Source organism: Brevibacterium oceani, assembly GCF_013623835.1.
Taxonomy (GTDB): Bacteria; Actinomycetota; Actinomycetes; order Actinomycetales; family Brevibacteriaceae; genus Brevibacterium; species Brevibacterium oceani.
Genome location: NZ_JABKDE010000008.1, coordinates 41,886 through 63,917, shown reverse-complemented (window position 1 = coordinate 63,917; position 22,032 = coordinate 41,886). Strand labels below are relative to the sequence as shown.

General features: G+C 64.0%; 23 protein-coding genes. 19 read left to right on the top strand and 4 right to left on the bottom strand.

Annotated elements, in window-relative coordinates; translation table 11 throughout:
• Positions 1–30: 30 nt before the first annotated feature.
• Together hflX and HK401_RS16530 are read left to right on the top strand one after the other, a co-directional pair.
• A complete protein-coding gene (gene hflX / locus HK401_RS16535) occupies positions 31–1,503 on the top strand; it encodes a GTPase HflX (protein WP_181275764.1) in 1,473 nt (490 codons plus the stop codon).
• Positions 1,500–3,467, top strand: coding sequence for an ATP-dependent DNA helicase (locus tag HK401_RS16530; RefSeq protein WP_309136027.1), 1,968 nt, complete (start codon positions 1,500–1,502; stop codon positions 3,465–3,467). Before hflX ends, HK401_RS16530 begins: the two co-directional genes overlap by 4 nt.
• Positions 3,468–3,563: 96 nt before the next feature.
• Here HK401_RS16530 and lexA read toward each other — a convergent pair whose 3' ends face one another.
• Positions 3,564–4,319, bottom strand: a complete 756-nt coding sequence (lexA, locus tag HK401_RS16525) for a transcriptional repressor LexA (protein ID WP_181275763.1) — start codon at positions 4,317–4,319, stop codon at positions 3,564–3,566.
• Between the two features lie 234 nt (positions 4,320–4,553).
• On the opposite strand from lexA, the gene HK401_RS16520 reads away from it, so the two are divergent.
• The 9 genes from HK401_RS16520 to HK401_RS16480 all read left to right on the top strand — a co-directional run bounded on the left by HK401_RS16520 (position 4,554) and on the right by HK401_RS16480 (position 12,969).
• On the top strand, positions 4,554–4,892 hold the full coding sequence (locus HK401_RS16520; protein WP_181275762.1) for a LysM peptidoglycan-binding domain-containing protein: 339 nt from the start codon (positions 4,554–4,556) through the stop codon (positions 4,890–4,892).
• Between the two features lie 195 nt (positions 4,893–5,087).
• Entirely contained in the window at positions 5,088–6,323 is a 1,236-nt protein-coding gene (locus tag HK401_RS16515) for a histidinol-phosphate transaminase (RefSeq protein WP_181275761.1), read from the top strand.
• On the top strand, positions 6,320–6,916 hold the full coding sequence (hisB, locus tag HK401_RS16510; RefSeq protein WP_181275760.1) for an imidazoleglycerol-phosphate dehydratase HisB: 597 nt from the start codon (positions 6,320–6,322) through the stop codon (positions 6,914–6,916). Before HK401_RS16515 ends, hisB begins: the two co-directional genes overlap by 4 nt.
• The gene (locus tag HK401_RS16505) at positions 6,913–7,515 is read left to right on the top strand and encodes a hypothetical protein (RefSeq protein ID WP_181275759.1); all 603 of its coding nucleotides are present in this window, start codon (positions 6,913–6,915) and stop codon (positions 7,513–7,515) included. Before hisB ends, HK401_RS16505 begins: the two co-directional genes overlap by 4 nt.
• The gene (gene hisH, locus HK401_RS16500) at positions 7,512–8,156 is read left to right on the top strand and encodes an imidazole glycerol phosphate synthase subunit HisH (RefSeq protein ID WP_181275758.1); all 645 of its coding nucleotides are present in this window, start codon (positions 7,512–7,514) and stop codon (positions 8,154–8,156) included. Before HK401_RS16505 ends, hisH begins: the two co-directional genes overlap by 4 nt.
• Before the next feature lie 94 nt (positions 8,157–8,250).
• Positions 8,251–8,988 carry a bifunctional 1-(5-phosphoribosyl)-5-((5-phosphoribosylamino)methylideneamino)imidazole-4-carboxamide isomerase/phosphoribosylanthranilate isomerase PriA gene (priA, locus tag HK401_RS16495; RefSeq protein ID WP_181275757.1) on the top strand — a complete coding sequence of 246 codons (738 nt, stop codon included), beginning with the start codon at positions 8,251–8,253 and terminating at the stop codon, positions 8,986–8,988.
• A 4-nt stretch (positions 8,989–8,992) separates the two neighbouring features.
• Positions 8,993–9,832, top strand: a complete 840-nt coding sequence (locus HK401_RS16490) for an SseB family protein (protein ID WP_181275756.1) — start codon at positions 8,993–8,995, stop codon at positions 9,830–9,832.
• Positions 9,833–9,912: 80 nt separating this feature from the next.
• A complete protein-coding gene (locus HK401_RS16485) occupies positions 9,913–11,259 on the top strand; it encodes a M20 family metallopeptidase (RefSeq protein WP_181275755.1) in 1,347 nt (448 codons plus the stop codon).
• A 42-nt stretch (positions 11,260–11,301) separates the two neighbouring features.
• On the top strand, positions 11,302–12,969 hold the full coding sequence (locus tag HK401_RS16480; protein ID WP_181275754.1) for an AbgT family transporter: 1,668 nt from the start codon (positions 11,302–11,304) through the stop codon (positions 12,967–12,969).
• A 40-nt stretch (positions 12,970–13,009) separates the two neighbouring features.
• Here the strand turns inward: HK401_RS16480 and HK401_RS16475 are convergent, their stop codons facing one another.
• On the bottom strand, positions 13,010–14,086 hold the full coding sequence (locus tag HK401_RS16475) for a Rossmann-fold NAD(P)-binding domain-containing protein (RefSeq protein ID WP_181275753.1): 1,077 nt from the start codon (positions 14,084–14,086) through the stop codon (positions 13,010–13,012).
• A gap of 143 nt (positions 14,087–14,229) precedes the next feature.
• On the opposite strand from HK401_RS16475, the gene HK401_RS16470 reads away from it, so the two are divergent.
• Complete coding sequence (locus HK401_RS16470) at positions 14,230–14,949, top strand: TetR/AcrR family transcriptional regulator (protein WP_181275752.1); 720 nt, start codon at positions 14,230–14,232, stop codon at positions 14,947–14,949.
• Positions 14,950–15,140: 191 nt separating this feature from the next.
• Here HK401_RS16470 and HK401_RS16465 read toward each other — a convergent pair whose 3' ends face one another.
• On the bottom strand, positions 15,141–15,512 hold the full coding sequence (locus HK401_RS16465) for a DUF1844 domain-containing protein (RefSeq protein WP_181275751.1): 372 nt from the start codon (positions 15,510–15,512) through the stop codon (positions 15,141–15,143).
• Positions 15,513–15,797: 285 nt separating this feature from the next.
• On the opposite strand from HK401_RS16465, the gene infC reads away from it, so the two are divergent.
• The 4 genes from infC (at position 15,798) to HK401_RS16445 (ending at position 18,235) form a co-directional block, all read left to right on the top strand.
• Positions 15,798–16,448 (top strand): translation initiation factor IF-3, encoded by a 651-nt coding sequence (gene infC / locus HK401_RS16460; RefSeq protein WP_258234288.1) that lies wholly within the window; start codon positions 15,798–15,800, stop codon positions 16,446–16,448.
• Between the two features lie 100 nt (positions 16,449–16,548).
• Positions 16,549–16,755, top strand: a complete 207-nt coding sequence (gene rpmI, locus HK401_RS16455; RefSeq protein WP_181275749.1) for a 50S ribosomal protein L35 — start codon at positions 16,549–16,551, stop codon at positions 16,753–16,755.
• A 149-nt stretch (positions 16,756–16,904) separates the two neighbouring features.
• The gene (gene rplT / locus HK401_RS16450; RefSeq protein ID WP_166972574.1) at positions 16,905–17,294 is read left to right on the top strand and encodes a 50S ribosomal protein L20; all 390 of its coding nucleotides are present in this window, start codon (positions 16,905–16,907) and stop codon (positions 17,292–17,294) included.
• Between the two features lie 119 nt (positions 17,295–17,413).
• Complete coding sequence (locus HK401_RS16445) at positions 17,414–18,235, top strand: TrmH family RNA methyltransferase (RefSeq protein ID WP_181275748.1); 822 nt, start codon at positions 17,414–17,416, stop codon at positions 18,233–18,235.
• A gap of 106 nt (positions 18,236–18,341) precedes the next feature.
• Here HK401_RS16445 and HK401_RS16440 read toward each other — a convergent pair whose 3' ends face one another.
• Entirely contained in the window at positions 18,342–19,076 is a 735-nt protein-coding gene (locus tag HK401_RS16440) for a FadR/GntR family transcriptional regulator (RefSeq protein WP_181275747.1), read from the bottom strand.
• A 139-nt stretch (positions 19,077–19,215) separates the two neighbouring features.
• On the opposite strand from HK401_RS16440, the gene HK401_RS16435 reads away from it, so the two are divergent.
• From HK401_RS16435 to HK401_RS16425, 3 genes are read left to right on the top strand one after another with little or no spacing between them, the layout of a single operon-like run.
• On the top strand, positions 19,216–20,295 hold the full coding sequence (locus HK401_RS16435; RefSeq protein ID WP_181275746.1) for an ABC transporter ATP-binding protein: 1,080 nt from the start codon (positions 19,216–19,218) through the stop codon (positions 20,293–20,295).
• A complete protein-coding gene (locus HK401_RS16430) occupies positions 20,285–21,226 on the top strand; it encodes an ABC transporter permease (protein ID WP_181275745.1) in 942 nt (313 codons plus the stop codon). The genes HK401_RS16435 and HK401_RS16430 overlap by 11 nt, the downstream gene beginning before the upstream one ends.
• Before the next feature lie 55 nt (positions 21,227–21,281).
• Positions 21,282–22,031, top strand: coding sequence for an ABC transporter permease (locus HK401_RS16425; RefSeq protein ID WP_181275744.1), 750 nt, complete (start codon positions 21,282–21,284; stop codon positions 22,029–22,031).
• Position 22,032: the final 1 nt, after the last annotated feature.

Here is a 22,032-nt window from a genome sequence, read left to right as displayed (position 1 = left end):
CGTGCGGGCGGTACACGAACAAAGGAATGAATGACGTCTGAAGACAAGGAGCGTCGCGACGCGATGCTCGACCGTGTGCTCTCCCGCAGCGCCCAAGCGCTGAGCGATCATGACACCACCCACGAGGACGACCAGTTCGACCTCGCCGAACGTGCCGCACTCACCCGTGTGGCCGGACTCTCCACCGAACTCGAAGATGTCACCGAGGTCGAATACCGCCAGATCAGGCTCGAGCGGGTCGTGCTCGCCGGGATCTGGAACACCACACAGGCCGAGGCCGAGAACTCGATCCGTGAGCTCGCAGCTTTGGCCGAGACCGCCGGCTCCGAGGTCCTCGACGCGCTCATCCAACGCCGCGACAAGCCGGACCCCGGCACGTACCTCGGCAAGGGCAAGGCCGCGGAACTCGCCGAGATCGTCGCCGCCGTCGGCGCCGACACCGTGATCATCGACTCCGAACTCGCCCCCAGCCAGCGGCGCGGACTCGAGGACGTCATCAAGATCAAGGTCGTCGACCGCGTCGCCCTCATCCTCGACATATTCGCCCAGCACGCGAAGTCCCGCGAGGGCAAAGCCCAGGTCGAACTCGCCCAACTCGAATACCTCCTGCCCCGCCTGCGCGGCTGGGGCGAATCGCTGTCCCGTCAGGCCGGCGGCCGTGTCGCCGGCGGTGCCGGAATCGGCTCCCGCGGACCCGGTGAGACGAAGATCGAGCTCGATCGCCGTCGCATCCGCACCCGCATGTCGAAGCTGCGCCGCGAGATCGCGAACATGGCCCCATCGCGGGAGACGAAGCGGAAGAACCGTGCGCGGAACCATGTGCCCTCCGTCGCGATCGTCGGGTACACGAACGCCGGCAAGTCCTCCCTGCTCAATCGCCTCACCGACGCCGAGGTGATGGTGCAGAACGCCCTATTCGCGACCCTCGATCCCACCGTGAGACAGGCCCGCACCGCCGAGGGCATCACCTTCACCTACACCGACACCGTCGGATTCGTCCGCAACCTGCCCCACCAGCTCGTCGAAGCCTTCCGCTCGACCCTGGAGGAGGCCGCCGGCTCGGATCTCCTCCTCCACGTCGTCGACGCCTCCCACCCGGACCCGCACGGACAGATCCAGGCCGTGCGGGATGTGCTCAAGGACGTCGAGACCGAAGAGATCCCCGAACTGCTCGTGTTCAACAAAGCCGACCTCGCCGAGGAGGCTGTGATCACCGGTCTGCGCGCGGAATATCCGCACGCTCGGTTCGTCTCCGCCGTCACTGAGAACGGAATCGACGGACTCGTCGAAGCCATCGAAGAACGCCTGCCCGCCCCCGACATCGACATCACCGTGCTCATTCCATATGAGCGTGGGGACCTCGTGTCGAAGATCTACGCACTCGGCACCGTCGAACACGAAGAACACGGCGCAGAGGGCACGAGCCTGCAGGCGAAGGTTCCGGCCGAAATCGTCGACGAACTGCGTGAATTCCAGCGTCCGGACCTGGTCATCGATCAGTGACGGTCGAAGAGCTCCTCGAGTCGGCCGTCGGAGCGATCGGCGGTTCGACACGCACCGGTCAGCAGGAGATGGCCCAAGCGGTCGCCTCGGCGGTGGACAAGGGAATCCACCTCCTCGTCCAAGCCGGCACGGGCACGGGAAAGTCCCTGGCCTACCTCGTCCCCGCGGCCGAATACGTCACCCGCACCGGCGGCAAGGTCGTCGTGTCCACGGCGACCTTGGCGCTGCAGACTCAGATCATCCACCGGGATCTGCCGCGACTGTTCAAGGCCGTGAAGAAGGATCTCGATCCGCTGCCACGGGCCGCTCTGCTCAAGGGGCGCCGGAACTATGTGTGCAAGCACAAGCTCTCCGGCGGCTACCCGGACGAGGGCGAGGGAATGCTCTTCGACCTCGGTGCCGACGCCGAGGCGGGGCGCAAACCCTCCGAACGCTCGGGGTTGGGGAAGGAGATCCAACGGATCCGCACCTGGGAGAAGACCACCGACACCGGTGACCGCGATGATCTCCTGCCCGGCGTCAGCGATCGTGCCTGGTCACAGGTCTCGGTCAACGCCTTCGACTGCCTCGGCGCGAACTGCCCGCTGGTGACCGAATGCTTCGCCGAGATCGCCCGCAACAAGGCCGCCGAGGCCGACATCGTCGTGACCAACCACGCCCTGCTGGCCATCGACGCCTTCGGCGAATCGAACGTACTGCCCGACCACGACGTCATCATCATCGACGAGGCACACGAACTCAAGGACCGGGTGACGAACGCCCTGTCAGGTCAGATCAACGCGAGCATGCTCTCGGCCGCCACTTCCTCGGTGCGCAAACACACCACGGTCCAGGACGGCGTCGTGTCCCTGCTCGACTCCGCGGCGGCGGCACTCGAACGTGCCCAGTCCTCGGTGCCCGAGGGGCTCATCCTGCATATGAGCGAGGCGCTCGGACTGGCACTGGCACAGATCCGCGACTCCGCACGCCAGATCATCAACGACATCGGCGGGAAGACCGAGGAGGCCGACGCCGGACGGCAGATGGCCAAGGCCCGCTGCCAGGAGATCTTCGAACTCGCCGAACGCTTCTGCGATCCGGGCAAGAACGACGTCATCTGGCTCTCACGGTCGACGTTCAGAGAGAAGGAGACGACGAACCTCGTCGTCGCACCCCTGAGCGTGGCCGGAACCATGCGCAACGGCATCTTCGAGGAATCCACGGTCGTGGCCACCTCGGCGACCCTGTCCCTGGGCGGGAACTTCGACGCGGTCGCCGCCTCGCTGGGGCTCTTCGGACCCGACGCCCCGAAATGGGACAGCCTCGATGTCGGCTCGCCCTTCGACTACGGCAAGCAGGGCATCCTCTACGTCGCCTCCCACCTGCCCAAACCCGGTCGCAGCGGGCTGAGCGAAGAGACGCTGACCGAGCTCGAAGAACTCGTCAGGGCCTCGAACGGCGGAGCTCTCGGCCTGTTCTCCTCACGGGCGGCGGCGAACGCAGCCGCCGAGCACCTGCGGGACAAGTTCGACTTCCCGATTCTGCTCCAGGGCGATGACGGGCTGCCCGCACTCGTCTCCCAGTTCACTGCTGACGACCAGACATGCCTGTTCGGCACGATGTCGCTGTGGCAGGGTGTGGACGTGCCGGGTCGGACGAACCGACTCGTCATCATCGACCGGCTGCCGTTCCCCCGACCTGATGACCCGCTCATGCAGGCGCGGGCGAGGGACGCCGATCAGCATGGGGTCAACGGCTTCATGGCGGTGTCCGCGACCCATGCCGCTCTGCGACTGGCCCAAGGGGCCGGTCGGCTCATCCGCTCGACCGGTGACAGGGGAGTCGTCGCCGTCCTCGACTCACGGCTGCGCTCGGCACGCTATGCCGGGTTCCTCGTCAATTCGATGCCGCCGATGTGGCCGACGACGAACGCGCAGCTCGTGCGGACGAGCCTGAGCCGCCTCGCCGAGGCTGAGTCAGAGTAGCTCGCCGACGCTGAGCCGGAATAGCACGAACGCCCGCAACCGAGTGGTCGCGGGCGTTCGATTCAGCGGCGGGAGTGGCTCTGGCCGGAGGTCGAGTCAGAGGCGGCGGATGACCGCGACGACGAGGCCCATGATCTGGGCGTAGGTGCCGTCGATGGGTTCGTAGTTCTCGTTCTGCGGCATCAGCCACTGCTGACCGGCCTTGCGCTTGAGCGTCTTCACCGTCGCCTCGCCGTCGAGGAGGGCAGCGACGATCTGACCGTTGTCCGCTGTGTGCTGCTTGCGCACGACCACCCAGTCGTCGTGGCAGATGGCCGCCTCGATCATCGAATCGCCGACGACCTTGAGCAGGAACATCTCGCCCGAGCCGACGACCTGGGTCGGCAGGGAGAAGACATCGTCGACCTCCTGTTCGGCGAGGATCGGACCGCCCGCGGCGATGCGACCGACGACCGGGACCTGCACCGTGTTGTTCGACAGCTCCTCGAACTTCGCGCGCTCCGCCTCTTCCTCTTCGAAGGGGTTGACCACCTCGATGGCACGCGGTCGCTTCGGATCGCGACGGACGTAGCCGAGGCGTTCGAGCTGTGAGAGCTGGTGGGCGACGCTCGAGAGCGAGGCGAGTCCGGCGGCCTTGCCGATCTCACGCATGCTCGGCGGGTAGCCGTTGGCGACGACAGCGCGTTCGATGGTCTCGAGCACGAGACGCTGCCTGGGGGAGAGGCGGAAATCGCCCTCACCGGTCGAACCCTCGGGGATCCGCACCACTTCGTCATCGCTGCGGGCGGCAGCGATCTCGCTGGCGACATCCTCGTTGCGAGGCCTGCCTCTGCCTCGTTTGTTCTGAACCATTGCTCGTTCCCCTTCGTTCTATTCCCCGCCGATGAACACCGTGTTCTCCGCTGCGGAGAATCTCGTGTCAGTGCCGACTGAGATGGTTCTGACAGATCAATCAACAACGCTGGTTCCCTCTCATTGTCGCATAGATGTTCGAGTCGGACTGGACATTTGTTCGATTGGCATGTTGAATAGAACAGACGTTCTACCGATTACTGGTGGAATCGTACGGATGAAAGAGGTAATGCGATGTCTGCACAGAACACAGGACTGCGCCTGACCACTCGTGGACGCCAGGCGGTGCGCCTGCTCAGAACTCTGCTCATTGCTCTCGTCGTCATCGGCGGAGCACTCTTCCTGGCAACTCAGTCGTTCTCGGCCGCCGCTGTGGCCGAGACGGAATCCGAGAGCGTCGGCATCGCCGCCGACTCGGTGGTCGTCGGCGACGGCGAATCGCTGTGGACCGTGGCGGCGAATCTCGGCATCGACCGCGACACCCGTGATGTCGTGTCCGACATCATTGAGATCAACCATCTCTCGACCCCGACAGTCCACCCCGGACAGACCCTCGACGTTCCCGTCAGCTGAGGCCGTACCCGGCCTCGGCCCGGCGGACGCCGGACCGGGCCATATCGGGTCGGCGCCGGACGTGCATCCGCGTGCCCTGGGTCAGGCGGGCCCGAGGTCGGCAGTTACGGACTGAGTCTGGCAGGTTCGCCATCTCGGCGTCTCGCGGCCCGACCCGCCGCGTAGTCGAACGGTGTCTCTCGGTAGACTGATCGCGTGGGAAACTTCGAATCTCTGCCAGTGCGTTCGGACCTCGTCGGACTCAAGCCGTACGGGGCGCCGCACCTCGACGTGCCGGTCCAGCTCAACGTCAACGAGAACGCCTATCCGCTGCCCGAAATCGTCGTCGACAGCATGCGCTCCGCAGTCGAGGACCACTATGCCGGTCTCAACCGGTATCCCGACCGCGAGTTCACCGCGCTGCGCGAACACCTCGTGACCTACCTCGACGGCGTCAACGACCGTGCCGGCGACACGGTCGAACTCACCCCCGACATGATCTGGGCCGCCAACGGCTCGAACGAAGTCCTCAGCCACATCGTCCAGGCCTTCGGCGGACCGGGTCGCACCGTGCTCGGCTTCACCCCGTCGTATTCGATGCACCCGCTCATCACCACGGGGACCGGGGCCACCTGGCAGGATTCGGCGCGCAAGGGCGACTTCACCCTCGACGCGGACTCTGTCGCCGCCGAGGTCGCACGCGTCGATCCCGACATCGTCTTCCTCTGCACCCCGAACAACCCGACCGGCACTTCGATCGGCCTCGACGTCATCGAAGCCGCCTACGACAACTGCTCGGGCATCGTCATCGTCGATGAGGCGTATGCGGAGTTCTCCCGACCCGCGAAGTCATCGGCAATGACCCTGCTGGCCGGTCGCCCCCGCCTCGTCGTCTCCCGCACCATGAGCAAGGCCTTCGCCTGCGCGGGTCTGCGACTGGGCTACGCGATCGCCGCCCCCGAACTCATCGACGTCCTCCGCCTCGTCCGCCTGCCGTATCACCTCTCCGAGATCACGCAGGTCCTCGCGTGCACCGCACTCGAACACGCCGAGGTGCTGCTGGGCAACGTCGACCGACTCATCGACTCCCGCAACCGGATGTCCGCCCACCTCGCCGAGGTGGGATTCCGCGTCCATGACAGCGATTCGAACTTCGTGCTCTTCGGCAACATCTCCTCCCCGGCCGAGCTGTGGCAGAAGCTGCTCGACCGCGGAGTGCTCATCCGTGACATCGGCATCGACGGACACGCCCGCGTCAATGCCGGCACCGAGGAAGAGACCGAGGCGTTCCTGCACGCGATCGACGACATCCTCGCCGAGGACCCGAGCATTCTCTTACAGCAGCCGGATTCCGCGACCGCCGCCTCGGCGACAGCGGCGACCCCGACGACCGCCCCAAACCCGGCGACCCCGACCCCGTCATCAGCCGCCCCGACGAAAGGCACTCCATGAGGCAGGCCCAGAACTCGCGCACGACCTCCGAATCCACGGTGTCCGTGTCCGTCGACCTCGACGGAATCGGTGCCTCGACGATCTCCACGAGCGTGCCGTTCTTCGACCATATGCTCACCGCCCTGTCGAAGCACTCGATGATCGACCTCGACGTCACCGCCACCGGTGACACCCACATCGACGTCCACCACACCGTCGAAGACACCTCGATCGTGCTCGGCCAGACCCTTAAGGAGGCCCTCGGCGACAAGGTCGGCATCCGCCGCTACGGCTTCGCCGCCGTCCCGCTCGACGAGGCCCTGGCCCAGTGCGTCGTCGACGTCTCCGGGCGTCCCTACTTCGTCCACGAAGGCGAACCCGAAGGTCAGCAATACCACCTCATCGGCGGTCACTTCACCGGGTCGATGACCTCACACTCGCTCGAATCCATCGCCTTCCACGGCGGACTGACCGTCCACCTCGACCTCGTCCGCGGCCGCGACCCGCACCACATCGTCGAAGCCCAGTACAAAGCCTTCGCCCGGGCCCTGCGCGAAGCCGTCGAGGAAGACCCCCGGAGCAATTCCGTCCCCAGCACCAAGGGAGTCCTGTGAGCACCACCGTCGTCGTGACCCCCTTCGGGGTCGCCCAGCAGCTGGCCGCCGCCTGCGTTCTGTCGAACATCTCCGGCACCATCGTGCCGATCGGAGAGTTCACCGGCATCGTGCTGAGCAACACCGATGTCGCCTCCGGCAACGAGGCGGCCGCCGCGATCTCGAAACTCGCCGGCAAACATGAGGTCCTCCTGCTCGTCCGCAGCGAGGAGCAGATCGACGCCGGACACTACCGCCACGGCACACGCGAATACGACGTCCCCGCCGGGCTGGCCCTGAAGAATCTGCCCGATGTGCTCGAAGGCCTCCTGCTCGAGACCGTGTCGGCACACGACGTCGACGGCAGCATCGAGACCAGTTCGATGACGAAGCTGCAGGCCAGCGCCGCAACCATGAGCCCCGGCCGAGCGGCCGTGGCCCGAACTGCCCTGCTGTGGATCATCGTGGCGATCCTCGCGGGACTGGTCACCGCCTTCGGCCTGGCGCTGGGAATCGGCGGCAACACCGTCGCCTGGGTCGTCGCGGTCTTCGGAGCCATCGTCCTCCTCTTCGCCCTGTGGCGGATCTGGTCGGTGCTCGGCAAGGGAGCGAAACGATGACGACAGTCGCTGTCCTCGACTACGGAGCCGGCAACGTCCGCTCGGCCGTGCGCGCGGTTTCCGCCGCGGGCGCCGAGGTGACCCTGACGGCCGATCACGACGTCATCGACGACTCCGACGGACTCCTCGTCCCCGGCGTCGGCGCATTCTCCGCGGTGATGGCGGGGCTGGAGAACGTCGGAGGCGTCGACCTCATCCGCAAGCGCCACGAACAGGGTCGACCGCTGTTGGGCATCTGCGTGGGTCTGCAGGTCTTCTTCGCCCGCGGCGAGGAACACGGCGTCAAAACCGAGGGCATCGGTCTGTGGCCGGGTGCTGTCACCGGACTCAACGCTCCTGTCGTCCCGCACATGGGATGGTCGCAGATCAGCGCACCGGCCACCTCGGCGATGTTCTCAGGCATTGAGGACGAACGGTTCTACTTCGTCCATTCCTATGCGGCGACCGAGCCGCCACCCGGCACGATCGTCACCACCGCCCGACACGGTGAGGACTTCGTCGCCGCCGTCGAGGACGGGACCACCTGGGCCGCCCAGTTCCACCCGGAGAAGTCCGCCGGGGCCGGGCAGCAGCTGCTGCGCAACTGGCTCGCGACGTTCTCCGGCCCGACGTCCGCATCCGGCCCGACGCCCAGCTCCTGACCGAGCACACCGATTACCATTGCCCGAAACCCTGGAACCGTCCGAAGATCCGGAACCGCCCAAACCCCGTGGGCACCTTCGCAGAAAGGTCACAATGACAGACACCCCGAACAAGCTCGTCCTCCTTCCCGCAGTCGACGTCGCCGACGGCAAGGCCGTCCGCCTCGTCCAGGGTGAAGCCGGCACCGAAACCGACTACGGCTCACCCATCGACGCGGCCCAGGACTTCGAGAATCGGGGCGCCGAATGGATCCACCTCGTCGACCTCGACGCTGCCTTCGGACGCGGCTCGAACTCCGATCTGCTCAACCAGGTCGTCAAGGCCGTGGGCATCAAGGTCGAACTCTCCGGCGGCATCCGTGACACCGAAAGCCTCGAACGGGCACTCGACACCGGTGCCGAACGCGTCAACATCGGCACCGCCGCACTGGAGAACCCCGAATGGACGGCCGAGATGATCGGCCGCTTCGGCGATCAGGTCGCCATCGGCCTCGACGTCCGCGGCACCACCCTGGCCGCCCGCGGCTGGACCCAGGACGGCGGCGACCTCTACGAGGTGCTCAACGCCCTCGAGGCCGCCGGCTGCGCCCGCTACGTCGTCACCGACGTGCGCAAGGACGGCACCCTGCAGGGCCCCAACGTCGAACTGCTCAAGACCCTGGCCGAGAAGACCGAGACCCCGATCGTCGCCTCCGGCGGTGTGTCGAGCCTCGACGATCTGCGTGCCCTGCGCGAACTCGTGCCCTACGGCGTCGACTCCGCGATCGTGGGCAAGGCCCTCTACGCCGGCAAATTCACCCTCGAAGAAGCCCTCGACGTCACAGGACGGTGAGCCGGTGAGCACGCACTCACACGGGCCCGACGGTGCGCCCGAACAGTCGGGCCATCAGCAGCCCGCGGGCCATCCGAACGGTTCCGACCACTCGCACGGGCCGACCGACTCGGCCGGGCAGGCCTGGGCCGGGCGCGATCTCAAGCCCAATCCGTTCTCCGGTGACTCCGGACTCGCCGATGCCGGGCTGCTCGAGGCGCTGGCCGAGGTCGCGAACGCGCCCTTGGACCCGAGCGCCCACCAGAAGGTCGTCACCGCCCTGTCCGGGGTCCGGCTCTATGCCCCGATCGTGCCGATGGTCGTCGACCAGGAGGTCGGGGAGAACGGGCTGATGTCGGATAACTCCTCGGAGATGGCGATGGTCCGTCTCCAGGCCGAGGACGGACGTGAGTGCACCCCCGGATTCTCCGGGATCCCACCGCTGACCGCGTGGCATCCCGATGCCCGTCCCGTGCCGATCGAATCCGAGCGGCTCGTGCTCGGCGCGATCGAGGCCGAGTCCCAGCTCGTCGTCCTCGACCCCGGCGCCGAGACCTCGTTCCTGCTGCGCCGACCCGCGATGTTCGCGTTCGTCCAATCCCAGCCGTGGACCCCGTCCTGGGCCGACGCCGAGGTGGCCCGACGTCTGCGTGCCATCGCCGAATCCTTCCCCTGGCTGTCAAAGCTGGCGATCAGTCCTGGCAGGTCCAGCGTCCACCTCGGGGGACCGGAGCTCGGAATCACCCTCGGCGTCGAGACCGATGTGGCGCAGGACGACGTCCGCCGGTTCCAAGAGGCTGTGGCCGGAGACGAGGAACTCGTCACGAAGATCGACTCCCTGGCCATCCGCCTCGTGCGATCCTGACCCGGCAAGCCGCCTCGGCGAATTCGACCGATGACGGACACCGGTGTGTCGCAGCGGCACGGCCCCTATGCTTAAGTCCCATGAATGAACTCCGTGACCTCGGCCACCCGACCACGCCCGATGAGAGCTACCTCGACGAGATGTCCCGCCAGACCGAAGCGCGCGCCGCACGGGCAGACGCCTGGGAACCGGACTTCACCGGCGCCCCGGAGACCAGCCGTACAGGCATCGCAGCCGCCCTGAAGGACGCCGGCGACGAGCTGACGGACCTGCTGCACACCATCCATTCCCTGGCCGAGACCGCCTTCGTCGAATACGACTCCGTCGCGGCGATCGCGAAGATGCTGGCCAAGCACGGCGTCGACGTCGACACTGGACTCTTCGGCGTCGACACCACCCTGCGCGCGACCACTGGATCCGGGCACGGTCGCACCATTGCGATCCTCGCCGAATACGACGCCCTGCCGGAGATCGGCCACGCGTGCGGGCACAACATCATCGCCACCGCAGGCGTCGGCGCCTTCCTCGCCCTCCACGCCCTCTGGCAGCAGGACCCGGACGCGGTTCCCGGCACCGTCGTGCTGCTCGGCACCCCGGCCGAGGAAGGACACTCGGGCAAGGAGGTCATGGCCCGGGCCGGAGCCTTCGACGGCATCGACGCGGCCATCATGGTCCACGGGTACGGCTATGACTGCGCCGACCAGGTGTGGCTGGGCCGCCGCCTGCTCACCGTCACCTACTCCGGCATCGCCGCCCACGCCTCGGCGCAGCCGTTCATGGGCCGCAACGCACTGGATGCAGCCAACCTCTTCTACCAGGGACTCGGCCTGCTGCGGCAGCAGATGCCGCCGATCTCGCGTCTGCACGCGGTCATCAGCGACGGCGGCACCCGACCGTCGATCATCACCGAATCCGCGACCGTGCAGTGCTACGTCCGCTCGAAGTTCCCCGAGACGCTCAAGGAACTCTCCGACCGGGTCGAGGACGCCGCGAAGGGTGCGGCGCTGATGACCGGGACCGGTGTCGACGTCGAATGGGACGAACACCCGCCCTCGCTGCCGGTGCGGACAAACCAGGCGCTGACGGCTCGGTGGGCCGAACACGAGCAGAACCGGGGACGTTCCCCGCTGCCCGGCGGCGTCCTCGACGAGTCGATCGCCGCCTCCACGGACTTCGGCAACGTGTCCTACCGGATTCCCGGCATCCACCCGCTCATCAAGACCGCCGACGCCGAGGTGGCCCTGCACACCCGTGAATTCGCCGAGGCTGCGAAGACTCCCGCAGCCGAATCCGCTGCCGTCGACGCGGCTTACGGGCTGGCCTGCACGGCGTTGGACTTCCTCGTCGATGATGCCCTCGCCGCCGAGGTGACCGAGGAGTTCACCCGCGACGGGGGAGCCATCGACGTCGCACACTTCTTCGACTGAACTCGACCCTCCAGCCCTCGCCACCGACCAGAAGGACTGCTCATGGCAACGACGACCACCGGAAAAGTCGGCATCGGCCAACGCATGCTCGACGGAATCGAACGGGTCGGCAACAAACTTCCCGAACCGTTCACCCTCTTCCTCGGACTCTTCCTCCTCACCGGAGCGATCTCGACGGCCATGGCACTCGCCGACGTCTCGGTGTCGATCCCCGGCAGCGACGAGACCGTCGCCATCAAGGGACTCTTCACCGGTGAGGGTCTGTCGTGGCTGACGACGACGATGGGGGACAACTACATCGGGTTCCCGCCGCTGGCCACCGTGCTGCCGATACTCCTGGCCGTCGGTGTGGCCGAGAAGTCGGGGATGCTCGCCGCGGCCGTGCGCATCGCCTTCGGATCGAGCCCGCCATGGCTGCTGCCCTACGCCGTCGGTTTCGTCGGCGTGGTCGGTTCGATCATGGCCGATTCGGCGTTCATCATCATCCCGCCGCTGGCCGCGCTCGTGTTCAAGGCGGCAGGACGGCACCCGATGGCCGGACTCATCGGCGGATTCGCCGCCACCGGAGCCGGCTATTCGACATCGATCGTGCCCACCAGCCTCGACGCCCTGTTCGCGGGCATCACCACCTCGGTGATGGACACCCTGCCGGGCACCGAATACTCAGCGGTCAACCCGGTGTCGAACTACTACTTCAACATCGCGGCCTCGATCGTGCTCGCGCTCATCGCGGGCTTCATCATCGATAAGCTCATCGAGCCGAACATGATCCGCAAGGGAGTCCCGCGCGAGTATGCGAACGTCGGCGGGAAGGGCCTGGCCAAGGAGTATCAGGCCAAGGACAGCCCGTATAGCGACCAGCAGGCCGCGGCCGACCGGCGAGGTGTCACCTCGGAGGAGTCAGGTTCCGAGGAGTCCATGGGCAAGGAGATCCAGGCCCACCTCGAACCCGAGGAGAAGAAGGGCCTGATCTGGTCGATCATCGCGGCACTCCTCCTCACCGCGGTCCTCCTCTTCGCCTTCCTCATCCCGAACTCGCCGTGGCGCAACGACGACGGTGGGTTCCTCCCGAAGTCGCCGCTGCTGTCGTCGATCGTGTTCATCGTCTTCGCGTACTTCATGCTCATGGGCGTCGTCTACGGCTTCGTCGTGCACACCGTGCGCTCGATGAACGACCTGGTGAGGATGATGAGCCAGTCGATCATCGACATGATGTCCTTCCTCATCCTCGCGTTCATCCTCGGCCAGTTCATCGCCCTGTTCAACTGGACGGGAATCGGTTCGTGGATCGCCGTCGCCGGTGCCGACGGGCTCGAGAGCATCGGCCTGACCGGGTTCGCCGCTGTCATCGGCTTCATGCTGCTGGCCAGTCTGCTCAACCTCTTCATCGTCTCCGGTTCATCGATGTGGACGCTCATGGCCGCGGTGTTCGTGCCGCTGTTCGCGATCCTCGGCTACGAACCGGCATTCATCCAGGCCGGATTCCGCGTCGGCGACTCGGCCACCCAGGTCATCACCCCGCTCAACCCGTACATGATCGTCCTCCTCGGCCTCGTCCGCCGGTACGAGCCGAACGCGGGGCTGGGCACGATCATCTCCCGTATGTTCCCGTTCGTCATACCGTTCTGGCTGGCCTGGGCCGCGCTGCTGGCGATTTGGTTCTTCTTCGATCTGCCGCTGGGCCCCGGCAACGGAATCTTCCTCAAGTAGGAGAGTCTTCCTCAGGTAAGGGCTCAGGCACTCGCCGGGCTCAGAGCATCTGTCGCACGCCGTCGCGCCAATCGGTCGTCGGGACGGAGCCAGCCAGCGTGCCCGGCTCGATGACGCAAGGTTCGTACCAGATGGGTCCGAGCTGGCCCACCTCGTACATCGAGCGGTCGAACAGTCCGATGGTGCGGATGACCCAGTGAGGCAGCGCCAGCGGCCGCTTCGCCCGGGAGCCGAGTTCGGCGTGAGTGAACTCGGCGATCTCGGACAGAGTCGGATTCGACGCGGGTGCGAGGAGGAGTCGGTGCGTCCCCGCGGGGACGTCGGCCAGCACCTCGGCCGCCCGGATCATCGCAGCCGCGAGGTCGGCGATGACCGTGATCCCGTGGGCGACATCGGCGCGAGCGGGAACGAAGGCTCGCCCTCCGTGCGCGATCGGTTCCGTGATGCACATCCTCACCACCGAAGTCTTCGGCTCCGCCGTCCTGCCGAGCAGATCCCCGGCAATGACGCTCGCCGAGGTGGCCGGATGGGCCGCACGCGCCTCGAGGAGGCGTTGACGGATCCGTCCCTTGGCGTCGACGGGCGCGAAGGGCGAGCTCTCGGTGATCGGACGGTCGAGTCCCGCGAAAGCATAGACGGATTCGGGGAAGACGACGGGGATGCCGAGCTCGGCGGCGGTGTCGAGGACCGCAGAGTCAAGTGCCGGAAGGACCCGCTCCCACACCCGGCTGTCATAGACCGCGTGAGCGCACGCGAAGATCACGTCGGCCCCGCGGGCGGCCGCGATGAGCTGTTCGCGATCAGTTGCGTCGGCCTTGATGTGGGTGGGCACAGGCGCCGGGGTCGCGGGTGCCTCGGCGGTGGATCCGGGGATCGCCGAGGCGGCGGATGAGCGTTCGGAGTCGGCTGTTGATGGTGCGAGGGCCCGACTCGGTGTGGAGGTCACGGTCGAGGCCGAGCTCCCGGCTGCGCCGCCACCGGAGCGGGTGGCGATCCGGACCGTGGTCCCGGCCTGGGTGAGTTGAGTGGCGATCCGGACCGTGGTCCCGGCCTGGGTGAGTTGAGTGGCGATCTCTGCGCCGATCTGTCCGTTTCCGATGATGAGTGCAGTGGTCATGGCGTTAAGTCCTTCTCATGAAGAGTTCCCGAATGAATGTCAGAGAGCAGTGCTCTCTCAATCGAGGGTAGAGTGGTCAGACGCAGAAAACAAGAGCGGTGCTCACTTTTGTTATAGACGCTCTCGGATCGTAGAGTGAAGCCATGACCGAGACGACTCCGCGGCAGCGCGCACGGCTTGAGACGGAAGCGCAGATCACACAGATCGGCAATCGGATGATCGACGAGGGCGGTGTCGCCGGCCTGTCCCTGCGGGCGATCGCCCGCGAGCTCGGCGTCGTCTCGAGTGCGGTCTATCGGTATGTGAAGAGCCGCGACGAATTGCTGACGATCCTCATCCGTGATGCGTTCACGCAGATCGCCGACGAGGTCGATGCGGCCCTCGAGGATGAGCGGTCCGTCCAGGCCCTGGCGTTGAGCATGCTCGACTGGTCGCGGCGGTTCCCCAGCCGCTGGGCGCTCATCTATGGAACTCCGGTGCCTGACTATGAGGCGCCCAGACAAGAGACCGTTGTGCCGGGAACGCGGGTCATGGTGGCGCTGACGCAGCTCATAGCGACAGCGGCGGAGACGGTCGGCGGGGGAGATCCGCGGAATGCGGGCTCACATTCGGCGTCGAGGCCCGGCGCAAAGGCTGGGTCCGGATCGACCGATACGACGACGGTGAGTGCGCTCGGCCCACTCCGTGACGGCCTGAAAGAACTTGGGATCGACTGCGATGACGCAGTGATCCTGCGGACGCTGAGCGTCTGGGTCGCGATCATCGGGGCGATCAATGGTCTGCGCTTCGGTCAGTTCGGCCCGGGCTTCGACGACTATGAGGACGATCTCGTCAGGGCGCTCATCGCCGACCTCGGGTTCTGAGGAAGACACACTGTCACCTCCTCCTGCGCGGGACGCAAAAGGGGCCCTGCGCACGAAGTAACGGCGCCTTCCTGTCCACCATGCGAAGGCGGCTCCCGATGCGAAGTCGGGAGCCACCTCGGCGATTGGAGATATGACTGCGGCCCCCGATCGATGATCGAGGGCCGCAGTCGAACCTGTCGGAGGGGGGCTCAGCGGACGGGGCCGGTGAACTTCTCTCCGGGGCCCTGGCCGGGCTCGTCCGGGAATTCCGAGGCCTCGCGGAAGGCCAGCTGCAGGCTGCGCAGGCCATCGCGCAGCGGGCGTGCGTGGTGGTCGCCGATCACCGTGGCTGCGCCGGTGACGAAGCCGGCGAGTGCGGTGATGAGTTTGCGGGCCTCATCGAGGTCCTTGAGGTCGGCGCCCCGACCTTCGGGGGTGTCCTCGGCCAAGCCGCACTTGATGGCGGCGGCGGACATGAGATGGACGGCGCTGGAGGTGATGACCTCGACGGCGGGCACCTCGGCGATGTCGCGCGTGACGTCGGCCATCGCCTCGGCGGGAACGGAATCTTCAGAACTCATGCCATAAGCTTGACATAGAAATCAACGCACCGATCACGCAGGGGCCTCGATGTGCGAAGAGTCATGAAGCGTAGTACACTGAATGCTGGTGCGAAGCGGAGTCTGACTCCCACCTTGATCGCGAAGAGCGATCGGGTCCAGAGATCTGCCTGAAGGATCACTATCCGGATGGATCACAGATCGAGGTGTATTCACTGAATCGGTACGATCCACCGTACTGCTCGTGTGTGCAGGCTCCCTTGGCATATGTGTCAACGGGAGCCTTTTTCGTTGTCACGACCACATTTGAGCAAAAGGAGTGAACACATCAGCGAGACGCGCATCAATGACCGGATTCGGGTTCCCGAGGTCCGGTTGGTCGGACCCAATGGTGAACAGGTCGGTATCGTTGCCATTCGCAAGGCACTCGATCTCGCCCGCGAGGCAGATCTCGATCTCGTCGAGGTAGCACCGCAGGCGAAGCCACCCGTAGCCAAGCTCATGGACTACGGAAAGTTCAAGTACGAATCGGCCCAGAAAGCCAGGGAAGCCCGGAAGAACCAGGCGAACACTGCGCTCAAGGAGATCCGCTTCCGTCTCAAGATCGACGAACACGATTATGAGACGAAGAAGGGCCATGTCACCCGCTTCCTCGAAGGCGGCGACAAGGTCAAGGTCATGATCATGTTCCGCGGCCGTGAGCAGTCCCGCCCCGAGATGGGCATCAAGCTGCTCAACCGCTTGGCCGAAGATGTGTCGGAACTCGGCACCGTCGAATCCTCCCCGCGGGTCGACGGACGCAACATGGTGATGGTCATCGCCCCACTCAAGTCAAAGTCTGACGCCAAGGCGGAAGCTCGGAAGGCATCGGCTGGTGCCAAGGGCAAGTCCGCCGAGGTGAAATCCCGTCGCGATCGGGTCGCTGCTGAGAAGAACGCAGGCGACTCGGACGCGTAAGAAGTAAGTAACGTCGCGTTCCGGACCGGTTTCGGTCTGTGCGCGGAAAGTAGTTGCAGGCGGTCACCGCCGGCAACGAATTGCAAAGGAGAACGGCACTATGCCGAAGCAGAAGACGAACAGCAGCGCCAAGAAGCGCATGCGCGTGACTGGCAGTGGCAAGATCATGCGTGAAGGCGTGAACAACCAGCACAAGTTCGAGGGCAAGTCCTCGGCTCGTAAGCGGCGCGTGTCCACCGACCAGGTCCTGACCGGCGGAGATCGCAAGATGGCCCGCAAGCTTCTGGTCAAGCTCAAGGGCAGGTGAGACCCCTTACGGGTCTTCTCGTCCTGGACATGGTCCAGGGCAACCCGGATACGATCCGGGACTTCCCAAGGTTGCCGACCATCGGCTCCCACAGCTTTCACCAGAGACCGGCACTGCCGGCTGATTGAGAATTTTCAAAGGAGTAACACGTGGCACGTGTGAAGAGAGCGGTCAACGCTCACAAGAAGCGCCGGGTCATCCTCGACCGGGCAAGCGGCTACCGCGGACAGCGCTCGCGCCTGTACCGCAAGGCCAAGGAACAGGTCATCCACTCGCTGGTCTACAGCTACCGTGACCGCCGCGCCCGCAAGGGTGACTTCCGTCGCCTGTGGATCCAGCGCATCAACGCCGGAGCCCGCGCGAACGGCATGACTTACAACCGTTTTATCCAGGGCCTCAAGGCCGCTGGCGTCGAGGTTGACCGTCGTATGCTCGCCGAGCTCGCCGTCAACGACTCGGCCACCTTCGCGCACCTGGTCAAGGTCGCCAAGGATGCTCTTCCTGCTGACGTCAACGCAGCGAAGACCGACGCCGCCTGAGCGACGTCACCACAGACAGACTGCCGATCACTGACGTGATCATCAACGGTCCCGAACTTCAGGTTCGGGGCCGTTGAGTCTGTCCGGACCACCTCGAGAACACGGGAACCACGAACCTCATGAAGCTTCCAGACGTTATCTCCTCGCCCCAATCCAAGCGGATCAAGAATGCCGCGAAGCTGCAGGGGCGCCGTAATCGCAAGCTCACCGGCCAGTTCCTCGTCGAGGGGCCGCAGGCCGTGCGTGAGGCGCTGGCGTCGACGGGGTCGGTCGTGGAGCTCTTCATCACCGAGGAGTCCGCCGAGGTTCACCCTGAGTTCGTCTCTGCGGTGAAGGACGCGCGGATCCAGTGGAACATCGTCACCGCCGAGGTGCTCACCGAGTTGGCGACGACCGTGAACTCCCAAGGCGTGGTGGCCGTGTGCAAGACCCTTGACGTGCAGCTGACCTCAGTTGTCGACAAGGAAGCTCAGCTCATCGTTGTGCTCTCCCAGGTCCGCGATCCGGGCAATGCCGGCACGATCATCCGCCTGGCCGATGCCGCCGGGGCCGATGCCGTGGTGCTCACCTCCTCGTCGGTGGATGTCTACAACGACAAGACAGTGCGCTCGACCGCGGGTTCGCTGTTCCACATTCCCGTGGTCACGGGTGTCGGCCTCGCTGAAGTGGCTGAGCTTGCCCGTGCCCGTGGCCTGCAGGTGCTCGCCGCCGATGCGAACGATGACGCTCACGATCTCCACCATCCGTGGGATACCGGGCTGGATCTGTCTGCCCGGACCGCGTGGGTGTTCGGCAATGAGGCGTGGGGAATGAGCGCAGACGATCTGGCCCTGTGCGATTCCTCCGTGGCCGTGCCGATCTACGGGACAGCGGAAAGCCTCAACCTCGGCACCGCCGCCGGGGTATGCATCTACGAGAGCGCACGCAACCAGCGGATGTGATGGCCCGCCTATGTGGGGTGCAGAAATCGCCAAACATTCATCGCACCCAGATGGTCGGCTATAGCCATCACAGGCGGCACGTTCGCAACCCTGCTGCCTAGGGTGCTCACAATAGCATTCTCAGTTCAACTCGCCGTTTCTCATCAACCAAGTGGGAATAGGTGTCGTAGAGCGATTGTTTGGCGATGCGGCCAGCTTCTCCGGCGTTCCGTTCACGGATTGCTACGATGATCTCTCGGTGGAGTGCGTTGAACTCTTCCCGAGTAGCGCTGGGGCGGTCTGAGCTGGATATCAAGCTTGACACTTGGTCGACGATGACATCTTGTACCGAAGAGTTGAGCAGACTCATGAGATGGTTGCCTGCGATTGAACGGATGCGTTCGTGGAACTGTGCGTCTAATTGGGCAAATTCGCCATCGTCAAGGGCATCCTGCATTTTTGCGACGAGGGTTTCCAACTCTTCGAGATCAGCATCCGTTCGCCGGGCACAGGCAAGTCGATTCGCCATTTCTCCAGATACCATTCGATACTGAATGAGGTCGGCAAGACTTACGCCCTTGGTCCGAAGTGTCCCTGCCAGCAGTCGTGTTATCCCTGAACGGGTGTGAAGAGATACCAAAGGTCCTGTTTTGCTGCCGGGGCGTGTCGTGATCAGACCCATACTTTCCAGTATCCGTAGAGCTTCTCGAATCGATGACCGACTGACTTGGAATGTCTCGACTAGAGCCCTTTCCGAAGGGAGGGTATCGCCTGGAGCGAGCTCGCCTGAATAGATCGCCTCTTCAATCTGGTCGACGACGGACTCAAACGCCCTGGATCGCTCTACCGGGGTAAACGTCATAGATCCTCCTCATTGCTTGACTCGAAGTTTGTCATAGCTCACAATTATCTTCATCATACTGGACCACTGAACTACTGGTCGGACCAGTCGTCCGGTTCGGGCGACGCCAGCCATGACGGAGAGACGAGGCGATTCAACGATGATCGACATCAAAAGCATTTCAGTCGACTATGGTTCCACACGCGTTCTTGAGGGGTTCGATCTCGAAGTCGATGCTGGAGAACTTGTATCTCTCCTCGGTCCCAGCGGAAGCGGAAAGACGACTGCACTGCGCGCAATTGGCGGATTCCTCCACCCAAGTCAGGGGCAACTCATCATCGGGGGCAAAGATGTCTCATCATTGCCACCCGAGAAGCGATCTATCGGAATAGTGTTTCAGTCATATGCGCTGTTTCCGCACATGTCAGTTTTCGAGAATGTTGAGTACGCGTTGCGGATACGGGGAGTGGGGCGATCGTCGCGCCGGAAGACGGCTGAGTCGCTCATTGATTTGGTCCGTCTCGGCGGGCAGGGGGAAAAGAAGCCGTCTCGACTTTCTGGAGGACAGCAGCAAAGAGTAGCGCTGGCGCGCGCGCTGGCGATGGAACCACAGGTGCTGCTCTTGGACGAGCCACTTTCCAATCTTGATGCCAACCTGCGTAAAGACGTGGGCGAAGAGATACGTCGACTTCAGCTCGATCGTGGTCTGACCGCTCTAATGGTCACACACGATCGTCAGGAAGCCTTCGGTATGTCTGATCGGATTGCCGTACTGTCGGGTGGGCGGATCGAGCAATTGGGCAGTCCGGCCGACATTTACAGGAATCCATGTAGCAGTTTCATTGCAGAATTTGTGGGGCAGGCCAATCTCATTCCCGCGACAGTGCGATCGGTCAATTCGTCGACTGTAGATATCGAATGTTTCTGCGGTCGACTTCCAATTCCTCGCGGACCTTATGACTACACGAGCGGATCGACAGTCCAGATGCTCATCAGGCCGGAAGCGCTGAAGCCAAATCCGCCGGACGGACACGCCCGACTCGCGACCAGGGTTGCTGAGTCGTTTTACTACGGATCGACTTCACATCTTGAGATTGAGATGCACGGTCAAAATTTGCAGATGACAGCTTCAGGCGCCCACCGGATAGCGGCGGGAGACCAACTGACAGTGGGCTTTGATCCGGAGGAGATCGCTCTAATTCCTAATTGTGATCGAAGCGGGCCGACTCATGCCGATTGAACCGTCGACGGCCGGGTCGCTGCTCACGGCGCAACGATCAGCATCGGTTGAAACCAGCACCGGCAATCGCGCCGGAATGTCGCGAAGCAGCAAGCGAATTCGTGCCGGCGTCTGGAAATCGATCTTGCCGATGTTGCCCCTAACGATCATCTTCATCATCGGCTTTTTGCTCCCGATGCTCACGGTCCTCCGGTTCTCATTTGACCAGTTCGACTTGGGGACTGGCCTTCAGATCCCGGCGTGGTCTTTGGATCAAATCGGCATCGTACTCTCCAGCCCGCTGTATCGTTCGCTCGTCCTTCGTACTCTGTCGATGGCGGCAGTTACGACGGTCATTGCTGCGCTGCTGTCCTATCCCTTGGCTCATCTCATCAATCGTGGACCGCGTGTTCTTCGCGGTCTGCTGCTAGCAGTGGTTCTCACACCGATGATGGTGTCGGTTGTTGTCAAGACCTTCGGCTGGACAGTTCTACTCAACTCGAACGGGCTACTTCAGTCGTTCGTGAGTGATCTGGGCATACCCGTCCAGCTGCTCTACAGTCCGACTGGAGTTGTCATAGGCCTCGTGCATACCTACATGCCATTCATGGCGATGAGCCTGATCGCTTCGTACGCCACTGCTGATCCACGACTCGAGGATGCGGCGCGATCATTAGGCTCGACACCGCTCGGAGCGTTCTTCCGAATCACCCTTCCACAGACTTATCCCGGCCTTGTCGCCGGGGCGGTGCTGACCTTTGTGACGTCGATGAGCGCACTGGTAACTCCGCAATTGCTCGGAGGCGGAAAAGTGTCAACTATAGTCACGTCGATCTATGACCAAGCGATGACGTCGCAGAACTGGCCGTTGGCTTCCGCGCTGGGGATCGTGCTGATGGTCCTCACCGCTCTCATTCTCTCCATTCAGGTGGTGTTCCGTCGTGTCAACTGATCCTCGCTCTGCTAGGAAACTCCGACGACTGCGACTGCCTCAGGTGCTCCTGTGGATGATCACCGCGGTCATCATCCTCTTCGTCATAGCACCATTGGCCGTGGTCATCGTCTCGTCGTTCACAACCGAAGGCTATCTGAACTTTCCCCCACAAGGATTCTCGCTGAAGTGGTATGGCGAAGCATTCGGCAACGACTCCTTCACCCAGTCGCTCATTACCAGTGCTCTGCTGGGTCTCTCAACCACTGCAGTCTCGGTGATCTGTGGAGTTCCAGCGGCGTTCGGCGTCAGTCGTCTCGGTGGGCGACTCGGGTTCGCACTCGAGCAAATCTTCCTCTCGCCTCTGACACTGCCCGCAGTCATTCTCGGGTTGGGGGCGCTGTTCGTACTCACCTCATATGGATACAATGGCACGTTCGTCGGCGGTCTGCTCGCTCACGTCATTGTGGCATCGCCATTTGTCTTGAGAAGTGTGCTCGCGGGCCTGCAGTCTCTGGATCGACGGCTAGAAGACGCGGCCCATTCGCTGGGGGCCGGTTCGTTTCGCACATTCTTCGACATTGTGTTGCCGTCCATCCGCGGCAGCATCATCAGCGGCGCGATCTTCGCCTTCGTCATCTCGTTCGACGAGGCTGTCGTGACACTCTTCCTGACGAGCTCCCGGTTCGAAACACTCCCGGTGACAATCTTTTCGTACGTCCAGTATTCCAATGATCCTTCGGTCGCAGCTATCTCATCGGTGCTGGTGTGCATAAGTGTCGTGATCGTTTTCCTGTCGACACATTTTTCAACGAAAGAGGTTTGAT